Origin of the sequence: Pseudomonas sp. SWRI99 (genome assembly GCF_014270125.1) — a bacterium.
GTDB classification, from domain to species: domain Bacteria; phylum Pseudomonadota; class Gammaproteobacteria; order Pseudomonadales; family Pseudomonadaceae; genus Aquipseudomonas; species Aquipseudomonas hamedanensis.
In genome coordinates this window covers 35,136-53,121 of the sequence record NZ_JABWQR010000009.1, presented here as the reverse complement: position 1 = coordinate 53,121, position 17,986 = coordinate 35,136, and the positions used below count along the sequence as shown (strand labels likewise).

The following is a 17,986-nucleotide window of genomic DNA, read 5'->3' as shown; positions in this document are numbered from 1 at the left end:
TCAAGAACAGTCGTGAAAACAGGAGGGAAACTTTCGCCGGGAACCTCGTACTTTGCGGAAACCTGCGTGATCAGAGCGTTGTAGAGGCTGATCAATGTAGGGCAGCTAGCATATTCCGGAAACAGCCGAACCGCCTCATCCAGAGAGCTATATAAAGGAATGCTGTACATGTGGCCTGTAGTTTTCGTCAACGTCACCGTGGAATCGCGCTTGCGCATCTTTAAGGAAGTGTTTGAGCAGGTGCGTGTCAATCACAGGCACACCATTGCAGGGATAACCCGCGTGGTACTGGCCATTGATGATAACTAAAGGAACCACCGTAAGGTCATCACGCCCGACGAGCGACGGGTAATGCGCCGCGCAAAACATTTGTAAATTTTCTCTAATCCGAGTTGCTTTACGGGCGGCTTGTTCAGCTTTGTGCTCTATTCCATTGTCGTCAGATTTGTCGTTGTGATAATCCTGCGGAGTAATCGGCGTGCGCCGGCTCCTGACTTCAGCGATGACCAAAAGATTGCCAAACGAAAACGACAGGTCAATTTCCTCATACTTTTTGGGCTCATATCTAAATTTCATCGCCGCTGTCCAGCAGAGGTGCTCTGCCAAGATGGGATTGTTTGAACGGCATTCTTGCATGATATTAAGAACGTCTCGTTCTAACAATATGCCACGGCGCTTGGAGCGGGGGTCGATACGATTCAGCCAAATATCAAAGTTACGCCCGATACTCGCAGTCAGCAATGCACTCACGGGGAAACAGACATATTCGCCAAGGACTAGCAATGGTTGGGACCAAAGATCGCTCTGCTTCTCTTTGGCGTCGTAGGAGAGGATTTCGATGACAACCCTCACGTCCTCGATAGTCATATTTGTACAGCGCGCTAGGCGATCGATCAGCTCATTCAGTTGAAACTTTGGCGCAAACTCCAGTAACTCATCCCATTGCCCCGGCGACGACTTGGACAAGGAAGCCTCCCTTATCTGAGCGGAAAGAACGGCCAAGTGAAACCAGACATTTAAAACATTGCGGATTGCCTGGTCCTTGGCGTCGCTTGATGCGCGTTCCAGGATGGGATGCAAGTGTTCGTCAATCATGTAATGCGGCGCGGCGCGATGGTAAAAAGCCGACATTTGCGCCTCCTCTGACAACTCCTGCCAAGGAATGCAGGATAAGACTCTTCCAGAGCCCTGATAATGGAGGTATTGACCTTCGTTCAACAGGAATTCAGCAATGGAACGCCGCTTTTTCCAATCGCGGACGATTTGAAGCGCGTTGGTGGCGTTATGGTGATCCCGTCGATATTTGGAGACGGCCTTGATCAGATGCGTGTCAGGTGTAGTGGAGGCTAGAACCACCCCATTCGGATGCGGAAAAAATCTGGCGTCGCCGTAAAGCAGATCCTGCCAAATGCGCGAGAAGCTGTGAAACAGTTGCGCCATTGAGGTTTCATTTTGTAAGAACGTGAACTTGTCCAGTTGATGCGGACGAGCTTCAGGAAAGAGCCCGTTAGTGTCATGCCTATGCTTTATTAGTAGTTCCCAGAATGGCCCGCATAAGCTATCAAGCCGGTACATATTCAAGGTATTCGGATCAATTTCGACGCGGCCATGAGTTAGAGAGGACTTGAGGTTCAGATGTTGCTCCATAGTTGCGTCGGGCTGCCCCTCCATGAGCGCCATTTGTTCCTCAGAAATCCGGTAGAACGCGTGATTGGCGGCCCCCAGATGCGCTTGGATTAATTCATCCCCACTCAGTGGAGTTTCGCGGCTGAAAGTGAACTGCGCACGAGTATTTTGCACGCGTTGGAAATTATCATTGAGCCAGTTAACACCATTCAAGAAACCGCGCTCCTCGTTCCCCGGCCCTTTAGTCCATTCATAGGCATCAACCCAACTGGATATCTTAAATGTTTCCAGCATGGCTGGATGAGGGAGTTTGCGGTCACGCGCTAATTTCAAAAGGGCTGTCTGGGGGTGGTTCACAGAGAAAGGTTCCTGGTTCGATTGCTTGGAATGGTTTACAGCAAGCCTGATAGGGCAGCCTGACAATATTCTCTCGTTCGGCTCACATCAAGCCATCGCCAATTTCAGTTCCAACAAATCGGAGTCTGCACCACACCCTCAAATTTTTAGCACCACAGCCAACGGGTATACCTTCCCATACTGGTACTTTATTTTGCAGCCTTCCCCCGGGGGAAATTCCGGCATACCCGCACTCTCTAATAGAGTTATAAGGGGTCATTCGCGCCCACTTGCGGTGGGGCAACGTATAAAAAGTGAGATATCAATGAGCCAGATGAATAAGATGGACGAAGAGGTCGTTTACCTTTGCGCAGTGATTGAGCTGCTGAGGTCAATGCTCAACTATGAGTTGATGGCAGTTCTTGGTGATGGTGACCACAAAAGCGTCCAGTTCAAAACGATGACCCACCGTCAGTTCTTTTTCATTGCCTTGGTGGATTTTTTATCTCAGACCGACGCGAAAGCCCCCGTACCATCTACGCCCTATTTGGGTGCATTGAGAGCTATCAGTTGCGCGCCCAGCTTCGAGGTCGATGATTCAGTAATTCATCTGAAAAACGCCGTAAAGGCTTTTGCTGGGTGGCTCCACGAAGAGATAGCTGTGGACACCTGGCTTCCCTCCATAGATCTTCAGGTCGATATCCGTATCACCAGATATCTCTTGCTGAAAATCGTGGGTAATTTGTCCAAGCACAACACGCTGCGCTCCGTCGGTGTGGCTGAAGAGTTACAACGCCTCCTACAAAAAGTCGGTAAGAAAGTAGAGCTATACCAGGCCATGCTGATCCAAGAAGATATTTATGAAAAATTCCACGACGACATCTGCGCTTACCACGCCAGTACAATCGCTGAGTTTTTGAACGGTCTGTCATGGGGAGTACAGCTCTACCTTAAACCGGAATACGCTCGTAGCTTTACCCCAGCGGGCGACGAATCGCTCGCGTACAAGTTCCTGTACCCCGAGGCGCTTGAGCACCCTTATGCCAAGACTTGTTACTGGAACCTCATGAACCGGGTTCGCTCAGGTCCAATATTTCCTCCCTTTACCGTGACTGAGCACCTCAAAGGAAGTTATTGAGGTTGTTCTCGGCGAGCTGTACCCGCTAAATTTATTACAAGAAACGAATCTGATTCCTCAACGAGCATGCACCGCCGAATACGCACGCCAAACGGGCCAATCCTCAGATTTGACTCCCTCGGAGCCTAGCCAGCCCCTGATTGATAAAGCCTGCGTTCTCTCCGATTGTTGAGAGCGCACCTCGAATGTTATCGCCGACCTCCTCCAACCCTTGCTCCTCAGCGTGAAGCGTAAGCTCCATCAACGCTGCTTCCAGAGCTAGCTGGTTCTGATACATCCTTTCCAATACGCTATGCAGCGAATACTCGTCACTCATGAGTAGGCTCCTTCCACATCACTTAGGTTTACCAAATACAGCCGGACTGTAGATATCTCCCGGCGCACGTCTTTACTGGCTCACTTAACCAATCCTCCGGCGCCGGTAGAAAGGCGCGGGCGCAGATCAAGCACTTTGATCAACAATCTGACACTGTTTCCCATCTCGGTCATGACTTTAGACGCTTCGGACTCAAGCAACACTCTCAACCCCTCAATGTCGATTAATTCGCCAGTTTCCGGGTTCTCCCATTTCCGGTCGCTTGCTATTGTCACCAGAAGACAGCCAGATCGACACCTCTCCGCCGCCATGTACCGCGTGACGAGCTGAGTTTTTATCGTGTCACGCAGGATCCGACCCGACCAGTTTTCACCTAGCTTGAGTTCAACTGTGGCTTCCTGACCGGACAGCGACCGCATGCGAATATCTGTTTCCTTTTCGTCAGCTGTGGCACCTTCTTGATCGACTGTGTAGACATGATTGGATGCGTCTCTTAAGGCCCGAGCAATCTCCCGCCGCATCACCTTCTCCTCTCGGATCAAGACCCAAGCATCGCGGGGCGAAATATCCTGGAGTAACAAATCATCAATGTCCTCGAACCGGTCGACAAGCACGGCGAACATCTCGTCGCCGGTGGTAGGTGGTGCCTCGCCGTAGCGATTCAGGATTACCACATCTGATTCTGTGAGCGCTGAGCCATCAACTTCCTCAGCCGATTTCTCGCGCGCAAGTAGCGCGAGGCGATCACGGAAATGAGAGAAAAGCGGGTCTGCGATCATCTCGAGTTTCACCGCCCAAGCTTCCGCACCTTGAGTGTCGAGAATTGCGTTAAGGAGCGAATTTCGTGCGTCTTGCGCATCGTCTCTAGGGCCGGGTGAAAAAGTACCTCGATGGGAAATGTCGTCGGTGGGACGGACATAACGATATGCAAGCCGCAGCAACCGCAGGAGCAGTTGAGGGGTGAAGCCATGTGTCTTCAGATCGACACGCAGACTAGCGAAGCGGCTGCCAAACAAAGTACTGAAAGTATTGATAGCGGGGCCAGTTTGCATAGGCTGAAGCGGCGCTAGGAAAAGCTCCAGTCCTTCCGTTCCTGCCGCCGGATCGAGCCGCGTTAATGTAGTTAGCCAAACCTGGTTGACGGAGCCGTTTGTGGGAATGGTGAGCTGCTGCACAGCCAAAATACGAATTTTGTCCCGCGTAACGTCGCCGCCGTGCTGGAGTAGAATTTTCAGTACGCGCTCAAGTCGACCTAACGCACCAGTCTCATCTTCTCCATCACAAGGATTGCTGACAAAAGTGTCGAGCCACGTGAGCAACCGCGGCACAAACAATTGCGCGACGACAGCTGGGGCATAGCTCACGTCCTGGAGAAGCATTGCAAATGAATTTGTAGTAGCGGCTTCATCGAGTTCAGCAGACAAATCGGGACCAAGGGTCTCTTCGACCGCATCTGGAAACGCCCGAGCTAGGGATTCGAACCATGCGGGAAATCCGCTGCACTCGATTCGAGCGTAACGCGTGGCCAATTTTGCCTCATCGATCGAAATTTTTTGCGCCCAGTTAGGGTCTTCGGCTTCTGCGGCTATCGCGGCCAGCCCGAGCTGCCACCTAATAAGAAACGTCCCCTTCTGCCCCTCCGGCCTTTCGTAACGAAGCGTGGGATTATCGCCACGCCACATTGAGCGCATGCTGACACGTAATCTATCGGCGATTGCTTTACCAAAGTGGCTCTCAACAAAACGTCGATCCCAACCAGATGCACGACTCTCGCTCCCAGAGCGCTGCATCGCCTGCCAGAGATTCCAAGCGGTATTCCCTTCGCGGTCAGGCTTAAAGGCAACATCAGGTTGCTCAGCTATCTCACCCCAGAATGTCACCCAGCTCGCATGTCGCTGTGCCTGACTCTCCTCATTGGCTACGCGGTGCTGGTTCAGTTCTGCTTCTAGCTTGAGCATTTCCGGATCGACTTCCGGGGTAACAAGCTGTTGGTCGATAAGAGCGATCAACTCTGGCGCATCGAGAATGTACTGCTTCAGGCTTTCGATGTGGTCACGGGAATCGCCCACACCGTCCCATAGCCCTCGCATACAGGCATGCAGCATCATCGCGCGCACCGGGAACGTGCGACTGGAGTCAGCCAAAGTGCGTCGTACCCAACCTGCATCCTGGACGTAATTTAATTGGAGAGGTCCGCGGAATGAAACTTGGCAAAATCGCGCCCAAGGGTCAGCGCGTGAATGAAGACTCTGGTTGAACGCGTCATCAGCCCAGAAGACGGCCTCACGATGTTCTGACTCCAGATCCGCAAGTGCCCTTCGCAGCTTATTCAATGGCTCCTCATGAACGTGATCATCAGGCGTAAGACGCAGGGCAATCGTGGAAGAGCGCAACACCGCTACTCGATACTCGCCCTCTTGAATAAGTATTAAGCACACCGCTGCAAGCGTTGAAAGCAAATATGGGCGCTTACTGACAATATGCGGCCACTCATCACCCCAAGCCAAATCCTCCGTGACCAAGTCGGTCAGACCTTCGCGCAGCGCCTCCAGATAGCCTGAAGGAAATTGAAGCTCTGCAAAGCTGTACGGTAACGACCAATCCTGCTCGAACTCCTTGCTGGATGACTCTGAAAAGCCCCTCAAAATCCCACAGAGTCGAGCAGGCGCGAAAAATAGAGGGAGTAATCTGACGATGGCTCCATACACAATTTCATCAGGCCATAGCGCCTGCGTCTCTTCCATCGACTGTGCTATGAGTTCTACCCGGGCGTCACCAAGACGAGCCAGTGTCGTAATTGCATCAAGACGCTCGCTTGCCCTAGCAGATACATCGATTGCGACTGCATGGACGATATCTGCACACACGGGCATAGGCCCTGCGCCGATGAGATCAATCAACAGCTCACGAACTTCGGGATTCTCAATGCCCCTCCCCCATAGTTCTAAAACCAATGGTTCTAACTCTGGTCTGGCAAAACGATGAATCTGCACCTGCGGAGCTTGTAGTCCCCGCCATCCTCCAGAGCCGTAATGCGCAACGTATGCCCTCAATGCGTCCTCGCACTGAGACTGCGTTAGCGATTCCGGGTCAGCGTGATTCAGCAGAACGCTCGGATCGCGGTCACGGACTTCGGAAAAAATAGTCGACTGTGATGCAGCTAGCCATGCCGCGACCGGACGCATTGTTGGGCGGATGACTTTGTCGTTCTGTTGAGTCTCAGCGAAGAGCAAACACTTTACTGCTTTGATTGGCACTCCCTGGCTCATACGCAGGTTGAGATATTGAGCTGCAAGAAACTCGAGGACCGAGCGGTGATGGAATCGCACTCGCCCGTAACTCGCAAACCCAAATAGCGCTCGCTCTAGCAATGTATCCCGCTCTTGTGGAGTCCAGTCATGTAGCACCACTCCGGGATCCAGTGCTCCGCCTGGCTCACCACCACGATCCGCCTCCACACTAAGGCGTATGGTCAACTTCCGGGTAAGCAGCGCAGCAAGCGCAAGCCGGGTTGCTCCATCCAGTGCCCTATCGGGTGAGAGTTGCGCAGGCTCTCTTCGATCAGTACGCGGCTTGAGTTTTACGTGAATATTTTGCACCACTTGCTCTCGATGGGTGCGAATACGGCGGTACTCTCGCCAGTCAGAGCAAAGCTCAACAAGATCTTGCGGTCGTCGTGCAAAATCCTCCGCGTTGCGCTTACGTATATCCGAAAGTAACGCATCAGCATCATCGACACCCTCAATGATCGCCATCTCACGAATTTGCTGGTCGGAGAGGGGCATCAACGCGACGTTACGCCATGCCGGCGGCACCTCCTCCTTTTTGGAAGGACGACGAACGCGGCCCGACGCAATGTCTGCAAAATCATCTCGGCTCGGCGCCAGTTCTACCCGGTCAGGTACGGGTAAATGCCGCTCGATAATCTTCTGATCCACAGCGACCGGTCGGGTTGTTATGACAATCCGCACTCTTCCAAGCTGACTACCAATAGCCTTGCCCAATCGATTGAGAGCGACCTCAAACGAACCCAGCGTCAGCTTCAACTCATCGATCGAATCTAGAAAAAAAGTGGCTATTACGGACTGGGCAGCTAGCCAAGCGTCGAGCCGCTCCTCTTCTTCTCGGGACAGCAAGTCCGACAAGTTGTGTGCTGCAAGCTGGGTTAGCTCGAGATAGAAGGCCGGCTCTCCTTTCTCCCACAATGCCTGCTGCTGTGCTCGACACTCATATGTCTTCCCCGCGCCGGCTTCCGAAACGATCAGAATACGCTGCGATTCCAGCAGCGTTTCCCATCCCACATCCTTTGCCCACCCCAATCGTGAAAGCATTGATGCCGAGTCTATGTCAGCAACCTCTTCCTGAGATAAATTGCGGAAGGTACGCTGAATACGATGGCGATTATTTTGTTGTGTTGGCATCAGCGGCCTGCATCCTTTTCAGTTGAGCCAGAACGGTTTTCGCAGCGTTATCATACGCGCGAATTTTGTTGATTTTAGCTGGTAAGATCTACGCGCCTAGGCCTCTTTTTTTGGGCCTGCCGGACGATCTGAAACGCAAATCGCATTAATATAGAAAAACCTACGTGCTTCGTGATCGACGGTGAATAGCCGAATTCTCACGGGCGTCAAATTGAGGTCAGGGATGTCAATTTCTACGCTTACGAACACAATCAATCGGCTGCAAAGAGAACTTGCAGATATCTCCAAAAGCGTTAGCCAGGAAACGAAAAAGGAGTCAGACCTCCTGAGTCGGATCGGTCAGATCCAGCGTACAATTACGAAGAGCACCACATTAAGCGCCTTGAACACCAAACGTAGCGAGATCGAACGTAAGCAAAAGGAGATCGCAACGGTTGCTGGCAAAAAGGCGGCTTTGGCAAAAAAAGAGGCCGATAAAAACAATCAACTGCTGAAAGCAAGACAGGACCTTTCAAAAGAGGAGGAGCGCGAACGTAAACGTATCTCCACTGCCCGCGAACGAGAGATCCGGAAGGAAAACGACCTCCTCCGGCAGGGTCAGGTATCGAGGCTGATGCTTGAGCGCGAGATCAATGCTGAACGTGCTGCCCCTACCAGCCTCAGCGAGGCTCAGTCCTCCCTCCCCACATTAGATGCTGAGCCAGAGGTTGAATACGATCTGTTCATCTCTCACGCTTCTAATGACAAAAAGGATTTGGTGGAACCGTTGGTTGAAGCGCTGCAAGCTCTAGGGGTCAAGGTTTGGTACGACAATCAAGCACTGCGGGTCGGTGACAGCCTGCGGAAAAAAATCGATCAGGGCCTGTCGAACTCGCGCTTCGGAACAGTGGTCCTTTCCTCTGCGTTCTTCGCCAAGCAATGGCCTCAATACGAACTCGATGGGATGACGGCGTTAGAAATGAACGGCAGAAAGATGATCCTCCCGATTTGGCACAAGACGTCGAAAAGCGAGGTGATAAAATTCAGCCCTACCCTGGCCGATAAGGTAGCGCTCAATTCGTCAACAATGACAATTGAAGAGATAGCGAATGAATTAGCTGAGGTGGTTTTGGATTGCTAATTAGCAATTAGCAATTAGCAATTAGCAATTAGCAAACATACGAACCGATGAATCGATCACCTAATTCGCCTTCTGCCATTGACTGATTTAAGTTTAGTCAGAGATAGCTTAACGGTGAAGCCATATTTTATGCCAACTTCCAAGATGCTCCTTCAATGAACTCCCGCAAAAACAATGAAATCTCACCGAGATTATTGAGCAAGCTTACGAGCATCTCATTTTCGTGAATGTCAACACACCCTGTAATAAGCTTCCCTAAAACTCTAAAATCTGGAATGTTAAATTCTGAAAGTGATACAAGGCGGTGGAGCAGCGAAAGCTCCTTCTGAGAAAATATCTTGAAAATCACTCCAAGTAGCAGCAGGGCGCACATTCTTTCATATGGAACACTATTAGGAGCACCATATTCTATCCTCTCGCTCAAATGGTTTTTGTGGTGAACGATGGTAGTATAAGCATCGGAAAGCAAACTCGCCACGCCCGATGAATAGCGCCTCGTCCGAGGAATTAAAAATATACGTATAATTAAATCGACAGCAGTTATTATTTTGCTTGTTTCAACAACTATATTTGTTCCAGGCAGGGCGCAGCTATCCCTCTTATGGAGCATTTCAATCCACTTTTGAACCCGAAGTGTCAACCACGCACGAGAGTCGCGGGGAAAAATTCCAGGCTTACGCTTGTAGCAACTTTTGAGTCTGCCTGGCACATAATCGCCTATTGCATTACTTACATAGGCGCCCCATTGTTTGTCGATAATTTCACATCGATCTATGTAACTTAGTAAACATCTATGAACGGAACAATATGGGTGCGTTACGTAGCACCAAGACTTTCTCCATGATGGATAGCGCTTTTGCGAAACGTCTGACCGGATACACAAATGGCAATAAGCAACACGATGTTGTGGCGTCAACAGAGGCGTCGGTAATGGTTTGAACAACTTCTGAGTTACATAAATATCCAACTGTAATTCGCTCGCCAACTCCAACCCTCTCGACTCATTAAAATCAAATTCCATCCCTAGCGCATTAGATAAAAAAATTCTTTTCTGGAAATCTAAGGAGTACCAATCAGCTATATCCCTTTCCGAAATACCTGATATTTTCGGATTTAGCGCACACCTTGTTAGCCACGAAGGAAAGGTTTCATCGTAGATGGGGTGCAGCAAATTTGAAAATTTCATGGACTCAAGAACTCCTTATAACCCAAATCATCTTCCATAGCCAATTTTATCATTTCCCTGTTAATTACCTCCACCCCGGTGGCAATTGCGTAACATGCCGCGGTTGTCAGCATTGTAACTAATCTATCCATCACACCTTTTGAAAGCTCATAAATGAGGCGAAGCATATCTTCTTGATGTAGTTGGGAGGGGTTTTTCAGGTTAAAGTGCTTTTCGAGGGTTGCTACAAAATTCCTGAAGTCTTCGTTCAACGACCACATTGGCAATTGACGCATATAATACCGACGAGCTAACTGATCATCATAAAATAGTGCGTTTTTAGCCCTACCCACTCCAAACCCAATAATAGACAAATTGTAAGGTGAACCAGACAACCCCTTCAGCAATGACAAATTCCGCAGCTGCTCATTTTTTGGTACGATGAGGGACTCATGAAACTCATCTATAACAATGCCCCGTATTCCATGAGAGTGTATATAACTTGCTATTTCTTTTGAAAGAGCTTCCCTGCCCGCTCCCAACTTCATTGGTAGCCCTATCGCATCAATTAGCAACTGTTTGAATTTTAGCTTTCCGGAATTTTCCGTTAACGTCATAAATACCAAAGGTGAACCCAAGCCACGATTCATTTTCTGTAATTGAGTTACGATGGAAGTTTTTCCACTGCCACCCTCCCCACAAACAAGCATACATGGCGCGGTCGTACGAGGAGGAATTTCCAGCATTGTAAGAATTGCGTTAAGAGTTTTGCGAGCATGAGGGCAGTCTATCCAAAATTCTTGTAGGAGGTAGCTTATCCTCCTCTGCTTATCGGTACTTCCATTCTCGATAGGGTTACTCACATCAAACAACCTCGCTATCGTAAATGACCGGGCCCTTTGTAAAATCTATCTCTGCCCTTGCGACCGGCTTGGGTACACGCTCAGATGGGTCGAAATGTTGATCAAGAACGTGTTTAGAGTAAGCTTCTGCCGCCTTGAGTTTTTTCTTGGATTGTCTCGTTTTTTTAATGCTTTCGCGTACTTCTTGTTCATTACCATCGCGGGCAACAACAACATTCTCAAGCATCCCTTTGGAACTTGTTCGATATGAATGTTTGTTTGCAATGAGATGCTGCTCATAACTTAGATTGTCTTGAGTAAGGTCAGCGAAACGCAGTTCGATGTACGAACCTTCAATTTTTGCCCATATCGTATACAAAGCGAATGGGTCATACTTGATAGTCACATTTCTTAAGCCGATATGATGACTCAACTCTGGCGCCCAATAGGTACGATTGAACAAACTAACACCTATAGGTCTGATTTTTCGATTTTCCTCGGGCATAAAGTCAAGCCGGAACTTAAATGAATCTGTAATTAATTTTTGGTGAACACCCATGGTAGCGTTTACCGCAAAAGCCTTATTCCATTTCTCAGAAGGTCGACAATTCAAAGCCGAATGCACGCTATAATTGTAAATCTCAACTTCCCTTGCAAACCAGCGATTAAACTCTTCTATCGTTAATGCTGCATTTTTTTCACTATCATAGTCGCCCCTTTTAACAACATTCGACATCGTCGTACCAGGTAAAAAATGGACGTGGCTATTCATCATAGTACCAATCAAACGCTCAATATGGCCGCCCCAATGTTTCTTTCCTAGGGGCCGCCATTCTGTTTTGATGCCATGAAGCGCACATGCCCTTTGAAGTTTAATCGTTCGAAACTCTGATGCGTTGTCCATATGGAGTACTTCAGGCACTCCAAAGAAAGGGTGATTTACGTCACCACAACCGATATTTCCCAGATATCGCTTCTTTGGTAGCACTGCATGAGTAATTGCACAAGCGACTGATAAAATAGACGGCGCATGAAAAGCTATATAGTAGCCCAATATTATTCGCGTGTAGACGTCAATAACCAACGTAAGCCAAGGCTTAAACAAAGGTTCGCGGCTTTCATCATCGACTAATATACAGTCGACAACTGTGTGGTCAATTTGCACTTTCTGTAGGGGATAAGACGTTTTTAGTTGTCCAGGCTTCGCGCCAAATTTTTGATTAGCTACCTCTGCACCGTCTTTCTTACGGCTAAGTAGCTTTTCACCTATCTCTTTAATTCGTGAAGTCACTGTGGTTTTGCAAGGCATGACTTGTTTCAATTTAGTACATTGCGCTTGCACCTCCTCCCACACCTTCGCATACGATGCGGCTTTGCCCTTATACATCTTTTCAATGGCAGCCGTTATAATGTCTTCCACATTATCAGGAATTCTTTTAGTGTTTTTTTCCATTCCTGGTCGTTTTGGATAAAGTGAGCTGGCACCGAGTGTTTTATCGTATCTTTCAATTAATTTATAGAAGGCACTTTTTTTGGTGCCCACAATTGACAAAGCTTTTTTAAAATCAATTGCCCCATCAAGGTATCGCTCTATCGCAGAAGCGCGTTCGATCGCGACGTTATGAATCTCAACAGTAATTTCTTCATCATTAGGTAATGGCGCGCACTGATCTAATGCATCGTCAGTGGATCCGATGCTAGGGGGAAGAAATTTCAGATCGTCAATATCGACAGTTAAATTTTCTCTTGAGTCCACTAGCTGCACTTTTACTTTCCCCATAGCTAACGGCAATATGACGATCGCGGGCTCACCCATTGCAACAACGAGAAGATTTGGCTTGAGTTCTGTGTGGCGCATTACTAAAACCTTGATTTATCCCCAGTGCTTTATACTTAGTTAATATGCCAGGCAAAATCAAGGACTGGCGATTTTAATATAATATTAAATAAAATAATAAAAATTATATTAGAAATCAAATGCTTACACAAAAATGTCAATACCATTGATCACCCTTATTTTATTTAATAATAACCTCTTGGAAAGCTACTTCGAAATGTTCTTTAAATGGTAAATTCCTCTACTGCTTTAGCGGAAAATAGTACACTTTCATCGCTCGTGATCGGGCCTCCCATAGAGGAAGGCATTTTCCAGTCTGTTCATAAGCTAAAGTTGGAAATGAACAGGACTACTCCCGCCTATCCAGGGTGACTCGCCATGCTACCGATTCAAGTGGACTGACCACCTTTGCCGTGAGCGCCAGTTCTAGCAAGCCGACTGAGAGGAAGGGGAACGTATACGTAGCGATTAACAGATTGAGCGATTCTGTCGATCCTCAACTGGGACTTTCATAATAAGCTTCGGCACCTCAATTTATGCCCATCACGCCCGGCAAAAAAACCAATTAATCGCCGGAAAAAAAACGAATTCCCTATTTTTTTTCCGGTGAATTACCAGTTTTTTTGTATTTCACCACTGAAATCAACGGTTTATTTTTTTCCGGTGATTCGTTGATCGTGTCACTGGAGGCCAGTTTTGAAGCCAGCCCGTAGCTGCGACCACTGCGCAACAATCCTGCCAAGCATTGCTTGGCGTTGCTTCCCTTGCATGCTTGAATGCCGGCCTTTAGCAACACTGTTGCCTCACTCATCTCCGGAGAAACGGAATGTGGCTCTGTACAGACTGGAAAATTGACTGGAATGCAATCAGCGCCGTGGCTACTGCCATAGCCGCAATTATCGCACTGTTCGTTTGGCTATATGACAAACACCAAAGAAATCTCGAGCGCAATGCCAGCGCTAGACTTCTAGCGCAGATCATGACGACACCTGTCGGAGCTGCACATGTCCAGATTTCTAAATTCAAAAGCGATCTCTTTCCAACTGGCAGTGATCCCTTGATCGGCAGTTTGCTGCAGGACAAAAATGCGCGAAAGCAGCTGGTCGAAAAGGCATCAGCAATTACGATTGAGCTTCCATCCCAGTTTTTGGACAAAGCTGACTTCTTCAGTGAGGCTGTCAGCAGCAGCCTGGCAAACGCATTTTCTGAAGTAAATCGCTTAAAACAGTTTGTCGGCTTATTCGGTGACTTGGCAGATAACGAGCGGCAAGACTTGATTGACCTCCACTTAATGACGGTTCTTAACCAAATCAAAACGGCTGAGACAGCTGCTGAAGCTGCTTTTCAGGCTCTTTTGGTGGTTGGACGAACCAGCCGGTAATCTGATCTACCCTTCTTCTTTATGCGTTAAGATTATAACTAAACTAAATGGCTCTTTGATTGAGTTATATAACTACCAATAACATCGACCAGTTAGTGTAAGCCGTATTTGCCAATTGTACTCCAGAAAAGCCGCACCTGTTTGGCGATATGGAAAGTATCGTCACCAAACAGGTGCTTAGTGGCTAGTTATTTTTTTCTATAACTGCTTTATTTCAGCACCTCCTCCGCAATATCAGGAAATGCGCGAGTGGTAATATTGGCATAACCACCCGGATCGCCTTTATACAGCAGGGTGAGCTTACCTTTGTCCTCTAGGCGACCTTTAGCAATAAATCTTCGCGACCCCCCCTTATTGATTTGCCGACCACACAAATAAACATACCCTTGCGAGTCAAACGTAATGCCGGTGAACTGGGTTTCTGCGCCAGTCTCTAATTGTTCAAACTGGAACAAGTAGCGCGTTAGCCATGAAGTGGTTGACGACGTGTCCTCCACAACCCATAGACGCCCCTGAAGGCCGATAAAATAGGCGCGATTGGCTGAGTCGAAAGCCATGTCGGTGACTTTCTGGCTGTCGGCACGCCCAAATGCCACGACGCTCTCTCCCGGTCCAGGTGTGACCTGCAGGCGGTGACTATCGCTCCTTTTCATATTCAATGTTGCAGGGTCATGCTGATAGTAATAAACCTGATTGGCAGAGTCGGTAAACATAAAGCCAGTGTTGTCTTTACGGAATGCCATGCCATCAATTTTTTTACCTGACAGACCGGGAATTTCCTCCCTCTTGCCATCTTTTTCCCGATAGGCTTTTCGCTGATTTGACCAAAAATAATAGGAGTACCCATCAGTCGTAAGCGCGTTGCTTTGTCCGATATTGCGATTGTTATCAACGACTTTCTTAAGGATTTTGCCGGTTTGTGGGTCGTGACTGTATATATCCGAGCCATCTTGACTATTTTCATTGATAGCAATCGCGAAGAGTTCGTCGATTTCAGTGTATTGAGGGGACGCTGGTATTACCGGAGGGGAAATGGGTTGGTCGGGTTGTTTTTGCGTGGACTCATCTTGGGAAGCAGGTGCTGGTGGAGGGCTAACCGGCGGCTTTTGAGTCAACGAGTCTGACTGGGGCGCCGGTTCAGGCTTTTTTGCGGCTGGTTCTCCCTCACACTTGCAACCCGTTTGTTGAGATTTAGCTAGCGGCTTCTCATGGCAAGTGCAATCGCCTGCGCGTTGTGGTCCGCAAGACTCGACCAAGCCTTTGAGTACATCCGCAAGTGTATTGACCGCCCGAACAATATCGGCAGCCTGCTCACAGAGACCGCTGCTCCCAGGTCCAGTATTGTCTGGCTTATCCGGGGTTTCCTTACCCTCCAGCTTATCGGCTTCTTCTTTCTTCTCGTCCACGCTATCTTCATGCGGTACTTTGCTGGCGCAAATAGTATCTTTCAATACTTGGATAAAATCAGCGATACCCTTAGTGTAAATGTAGTGTTCGCCGCCAGTACGCAAGGCCAATCGCTTGTATTCCTTGATCATGGCTCTTTCATCGGCGGGTGTAGGATAAGGCAGAGTTTGATGCGGGGTTCCTAAGTAAGTGTGAACCTTAACCGCGTGATCCAACGCAACACTGATGGCGTCATCACAGGCTTTGATGCGCTCTTCATTGAGGACCATCTCTCCGCCGTACAGACTTTCATCGCCCAATACGAACAGATTCTTTTCCGCTCCAGCGCGCCAATCATATGATTTTATGACGTCTTCGGCCGCGGGTGCCACGTCTTCCTGCGCGGGATTTCCAATCGCCGCGTATTTTCGACTTTTGATCAGACCGTCATCTACCCCGAGTGTTTCGGTAAGGTAGTTGCGCACGGTTTTATCAAACTTCGAATTGGCAAACGTACCTTCAATGCCGAGAAACTCAACACGGAGATCCGAAGGACAAGCTTTATTCGCTTCCTCGATCGCAGCACTGAGTTTTTCACTGAGCGCGGCCGCTTCATCTTTCATTGAGTCACTGGAGTCGATTAAAAAAACCAGGTCAACCTTTTTGTTTTCAATACCCACTTATTCACTCCTTAAAGTAAGACCTACTTCAGTTCGGTCGTGCCAGTCCATTGTCTAGCGAGCGGTTGGCCCAGATGTTCTGGCTCTGAGGAATTTCCAGCTACCCGCGCCGACACCTGCCCTGTTCGGAGATGGGTTTGTATAAACACTGTAGCCTTTGAACTTCCGTCCATCGAAATGACCACAAGTGTCCAGGTATCCGCCCTGAGAATTGTTGTATTCGTTTCGCAGGTTAATCGGATCTCCGATATTGATCTGCGTACCGACAGCGCCGAAGAGCACTACCCAATCCAGCGTCTTGTGGCCGGTTTTGTCAAAACCGCGGCTTGCCAAATCCGCACTCGAAACGTTGTAGAGCTCTGGTGTCGAGGCGTGACCATTCGTATCGAGATAGCCGGCTCCGTTTGTATCGTTGTAGGCAGGATTGTCTCCATACAGGTTGAAGAGCCTGATGACGTCGCCACTGCGGACTCTCGAGCCATCTGCCTTGCCAGTGGCTGAGCGGATCAACCATGTATCGATGGGCCCGGCCAGCTCCGGAGTGTCAGCGGTCACCACGCCATGCTTGGCTCCAACTTCTCTGGAACGGTCATGGACAACCAGGTAACCACCATTCCAATCGGCATAACCGTTGAGCAGGCGAACCTTGTCGCCGTATTTAAGTACATCTGCGGTCGACGGGTTAACGGCTGCTTTCTTCTCAACACTTACGTTGAATGAGCCGGCGTTATTGTCATAGTCGCCGGCTACGTCATTGATCAGGAAGGTGAGCTCCCCGTCGACCGGCACCGTCCAACGGAATACTCCTGTATTGATCGGAGTGAGAAAGTCGGCCCCTATTTTCATCAAAAGCGCACCGACAAGACCTTCTGGGCAAATCAGGCCCTCGGGCTTGTATGAACCCACCAGGCTTTCGTCGCCTTGAGGGCCAAAAGCCCTGCCGGGGCCGCGTTCCACCCACCCTGACGCGATGATCGTAAGGGTGTCTCCCTTCTGGACCATGAAGCCCGTTTTCTGGCCATTCTCCAGCTTCCCGTCTACCGCCCCGGACCAAGTATCGGATTTAGGCATAACTTCCTCCCAAGGTCTCAAGAACGTTTGAAACTCGATGCATTGTGAAACTCCTTTCCTTGTCTGACGACTTAGTTCATTTTTGCAGGTCGCGGATAAACTATAGATGCACTATCGCCAGATCAGGCAGATTGTTAATTATTGTCAGAAATCCCATTCAGAGCCGCCATCCGCGAGAATTGAACAATGAAGATCCTATAGCTCATTAGTTACTTAAGCTGCACAAGTAGCACCAAAGTAACAGTCATCGATGCATGGATTTATCGCCTTGCAAAGAGATAAGTGTTTAACCGTGCACACCCGACAAGTCCTGCGGCGCCAGCGCTAATGACTGGTCAGAATCTCTGCTTCCTTCAAGCGAATTGGCGGTTAGTTATAGCCTTGATGGGCGGCCGCGGTTCATGCCTTATAACGAATTTGAAGTAGGTCAAACGTAAAGTTCAGGTCTTTGTCAGTCGGATCAGAAAAATTCAGAAACGCGGCCGCCAATAAAAAACACGAAAAAACAATCGGATAGACGCTGGTCAGGCTCCTACTCGACAAATGGCGTGTTTTTTGACTCGGATCGTTTGACAGACCGTGAAGACTGGCCGATAACTACCAACGTCTAGCTGAACACGGCGCGAGTGCTCTTTTCTCGCTTCCTGAAGTTTCCGAGCTAACCACT

12 protein-coding genes are annotated in these 17,986 nt (G+C 48.9%); 3 read left to right on the top strand and 9 right to left on the bottom strand.

Features of this window, described 5'->3' with window-relative positions:
- Nucleotides 1-147 precede the first annotated feature (147 nt).
- Nucleotides 148-1,983, bottom strand: coding sequence for a hypothetical protein (locus HU743_RS09430; RefSeq protein WP_186648260.1), 1,836 nt, complete (start codon nucleotides 1,981-1,983; stop codon nucleotides 148-150).
- 304 nt (nucleotides 1,984-2,287) lie between these two features.
- On the opposite strand from HU743_RS09430, the gene HU743_RS09425 reads away from it, so the two are divergent.
- Nucleotides 2,288-3,100: a hypothetical protein gene (locus HU743_RS09425; RefSeq protein ID WP_186648259.1), complete on the top strand. Its 813-nt coding sequence runs from the start codon at nucleotides 2,288-2,290 to the stop codon at nucleotides 3,098-3,100.
- Nucleotides 3,101-3,203: 103 nt separating this feature from the next.
- Here the strand turns inward: HU743_RS09425 and HU743_RS09420 are convergent, their stop codons facing one another.
- Both HU743_RS09420 and HU743_RS09415 read right to left on the bottom strand, forming a co-directional pair.
- A complete protein-coding gene (locus HU743_RS09420) occupies nucleotides 3,204-3,416 on the bottom strand; it encodes a hypothetical protein (RefSeq protein WP_186648258.1) in 213 nt (70 codons plus the stop codon).
- Nucleotides 3,417-3,496: 80 nt separating this feature from the next.
- On the bottom strand, nucleotides 3,497-7,837 hold the full coding sequence (locus HU743_RS09415; protein ID WP_186648257.1) for an ATP-binding protein: 4,341 nt from the start codon (nucleotides 7,835-7,837) through the stop codon (nucleotides 3,497-3,499).
- Between the two features lie 223 nt (nucleotides 7,838-8,060).
- Between HU743_RS09415 and HU743_RS09410 the strand changes: the two genes are divergently transcribed.
- A complete protein-coding gene (locus tag HU743_RS09410; RefSeq protein WP_186648256.1) occupies nucleotides 8,061-8,957 on the top strand; it encodes a toll/interleukin-1 receptor domain-containing protein in 897 nt (298 codons plus the stop codon).
- A gap of 127 nt (nucleotides 8,958-9,084) precedes the next feature.
- On the opposite strand, the gene HU743_RS09405 is transcribed toward HU743_RS09410, so the two are convergent.
- The 4 genes from HU743_RS09405 to HU743_RS09390 all read right to left on the bottom strand — a co-directional run bounded on the left by HU743_RS09405 (nucleotide 9,085) and on the right by HU743_RS09390 (nucleotide 13,612).
- A complete protein-coding gene (locus HU743_RS09405) occupies nucleotides 9,085-10,143 on the bottom strand; it encodes a hypothetical protein (RefSeq protein ID WP_186648254.1) in 1,059 nt (352 codons plus the stop codon).
- Nucleotides 10,140-10,985, bottom strand: coding sequence for a TniB family NTP-binding protein (locus tag HU743_RS09400; protein ID WP_346656515.1), 846 nt, complete (start codon nucleotides 10,983-10,985; stop codon nucleotides 10,140-10,142). Before HU743_RS09400 ends, HU743_RS09405 begins: the two co-directional genes overlap by 4 nt.
- A gap of 1 nt (nucleotide 10,986) precedes the next feature.
- The gene (locus tag HU743_RS09395) at nucleotides 10,987-12,822 is read right to left on the bottom strand and encodes a Mu transposase C-terminal domain-containing protein (RefSeq protein WP_186648252.1); all 1,836 of its coding nucleotides are present in this window, start codon (nucleotides 12,820-12,822) and stop codon (nucleotides 10,987-10,989) included.
- Nucleotides 12,823-13,393: 571 nt separating this feature from the next.
- Nucleotides 13,394-13,612, bottom strand: coding sequence for a hypothetical protein (locus tag HU743_RS09390; RefSeq protein ID WP_186648250.1), 219 nt, complete (start codon nucleotides 13,610-13,612; stop codon nucleotides 13,394-13,396).
- Between the two features lie 15 nt (nucleotides 13,613-13,627).
- On the opposite strand from HU743_RS09390, the gene HU743_RS09385 reads away from it, so the two are divergent.
- Nucleotides 13,628-14,182 (top strand): hypothetical protein, encoded by a 555-nt coding sequence (locus tag HU743_RS09385; protein WP_186648248.1) that lies wholly within the window; start codon nucleotides 13,628-13,630, stop codon nucleotides 14,180-14,182.
- Between the two features lie 209 nt (nucleotides 14,183-14,391).
- Here HU743_RS09385 and HU743_RS09380 read toward each other — a convergent pair whose 3' ends face one another.
- Together HU743_RS09380 and HU743_RS09375 are read right to left on the bottom strand one after the other, a co-directional pair.
- Nucleotides 14,392-16,248, bottom strand: a complete 1,857-nt coding sequence (locus HU743_RS09380; protein ID WP_186648246.1) for a hypothetical protein — start codon at nucleotides 16,246-16,248, stop codon at nucleotides 14,392-14,394.
- Between the two features lie 54 nt (nucleotides 16,249-16,302).
- On the bottom strand, nucleotides 16,303-17,319 hold the full coding sequence (locus HU743_RS09375) for a LecA/PA-IL family lectin (protein ID WP_186648244.1): 1,017 nt from the start codon (nucleotides 17,317-17,319) through the stop codon (nucleotides 16,303-16,305).
- Between the last annotated feature and the right edge of the window lie 667 nt (nucleotides 17,320-17,986).

What these genes read in the sequence shown, in the direction of transcription:
- HU743_RS09410 (WP_186648256.1), top strand. Translation starts at nt 8,061, where the DNA reads ATGTCAATTTCTACGCTTACGAACACAATCAATCGGCTGCAAAGAGAA.
- HU743_RS09375 (WP_186648244.1), bottom strand. Translation starts at nt 17,319, where the DNA reads ATGCCTAAATCCGATACTTGGTCCGGGGCGGTAGACGGGAAGCTGGAG.
- HU743_RS09390 (WP_186648250.1), bottom strand. Translation starts at nt 13,612, where the DNA reads ATGAGTGAGGCAACAGTGTTGCTAAAGGCCGGCATTCAAGCATGCAAG.
- HU743_RS09425 (WP_186648259.1), top strand. Translation starts at nt 2,288, where the DNA reads ATGAGCCAGATGAATAAGATGGACGAAGAGGTCGTTTACCTTTGCGCA.
- HU743_RS09420 (WP_186648258.1), bottom strand. Translation starts at nt 3,416, where the DNA reads ATGAGTGACGAGTATTCGCTGCATAGCGTATTGGAAAGGATGTATCAG.
- HU743_RS09415 (WP_186648257.1), bottom strand. Translation starts at nt 7,837, where the DNA reads ATGCCAACACAACAAAATAATCGCCATCGTATTCAGCGTACCTTCCGC.
- HU743_RS09385 (WP_186648248.1), top strand. Translation starts at nt 13,628, where the DNA reads ATGTGGCTCTGTACAGACTGGAAAATTGACTGGAATGCAATCAGCGCC.
- HU743_RS09405 (WP_186648254.1), bottom strand. Translation starts at nt 10,143, where the DNA reads ATGAAATTTTCAAATTTGCTGCACCCCATCTACGATGAAACCTTTCCT.
- HU743_RS09395 (WP_186648252.1), bottom strand. Translation starts at nt 12,822, where the DNA reads ATGCGCCACACAGAACTCAAGCCAAATCTTCTCGTTGTTGCAATGGGT.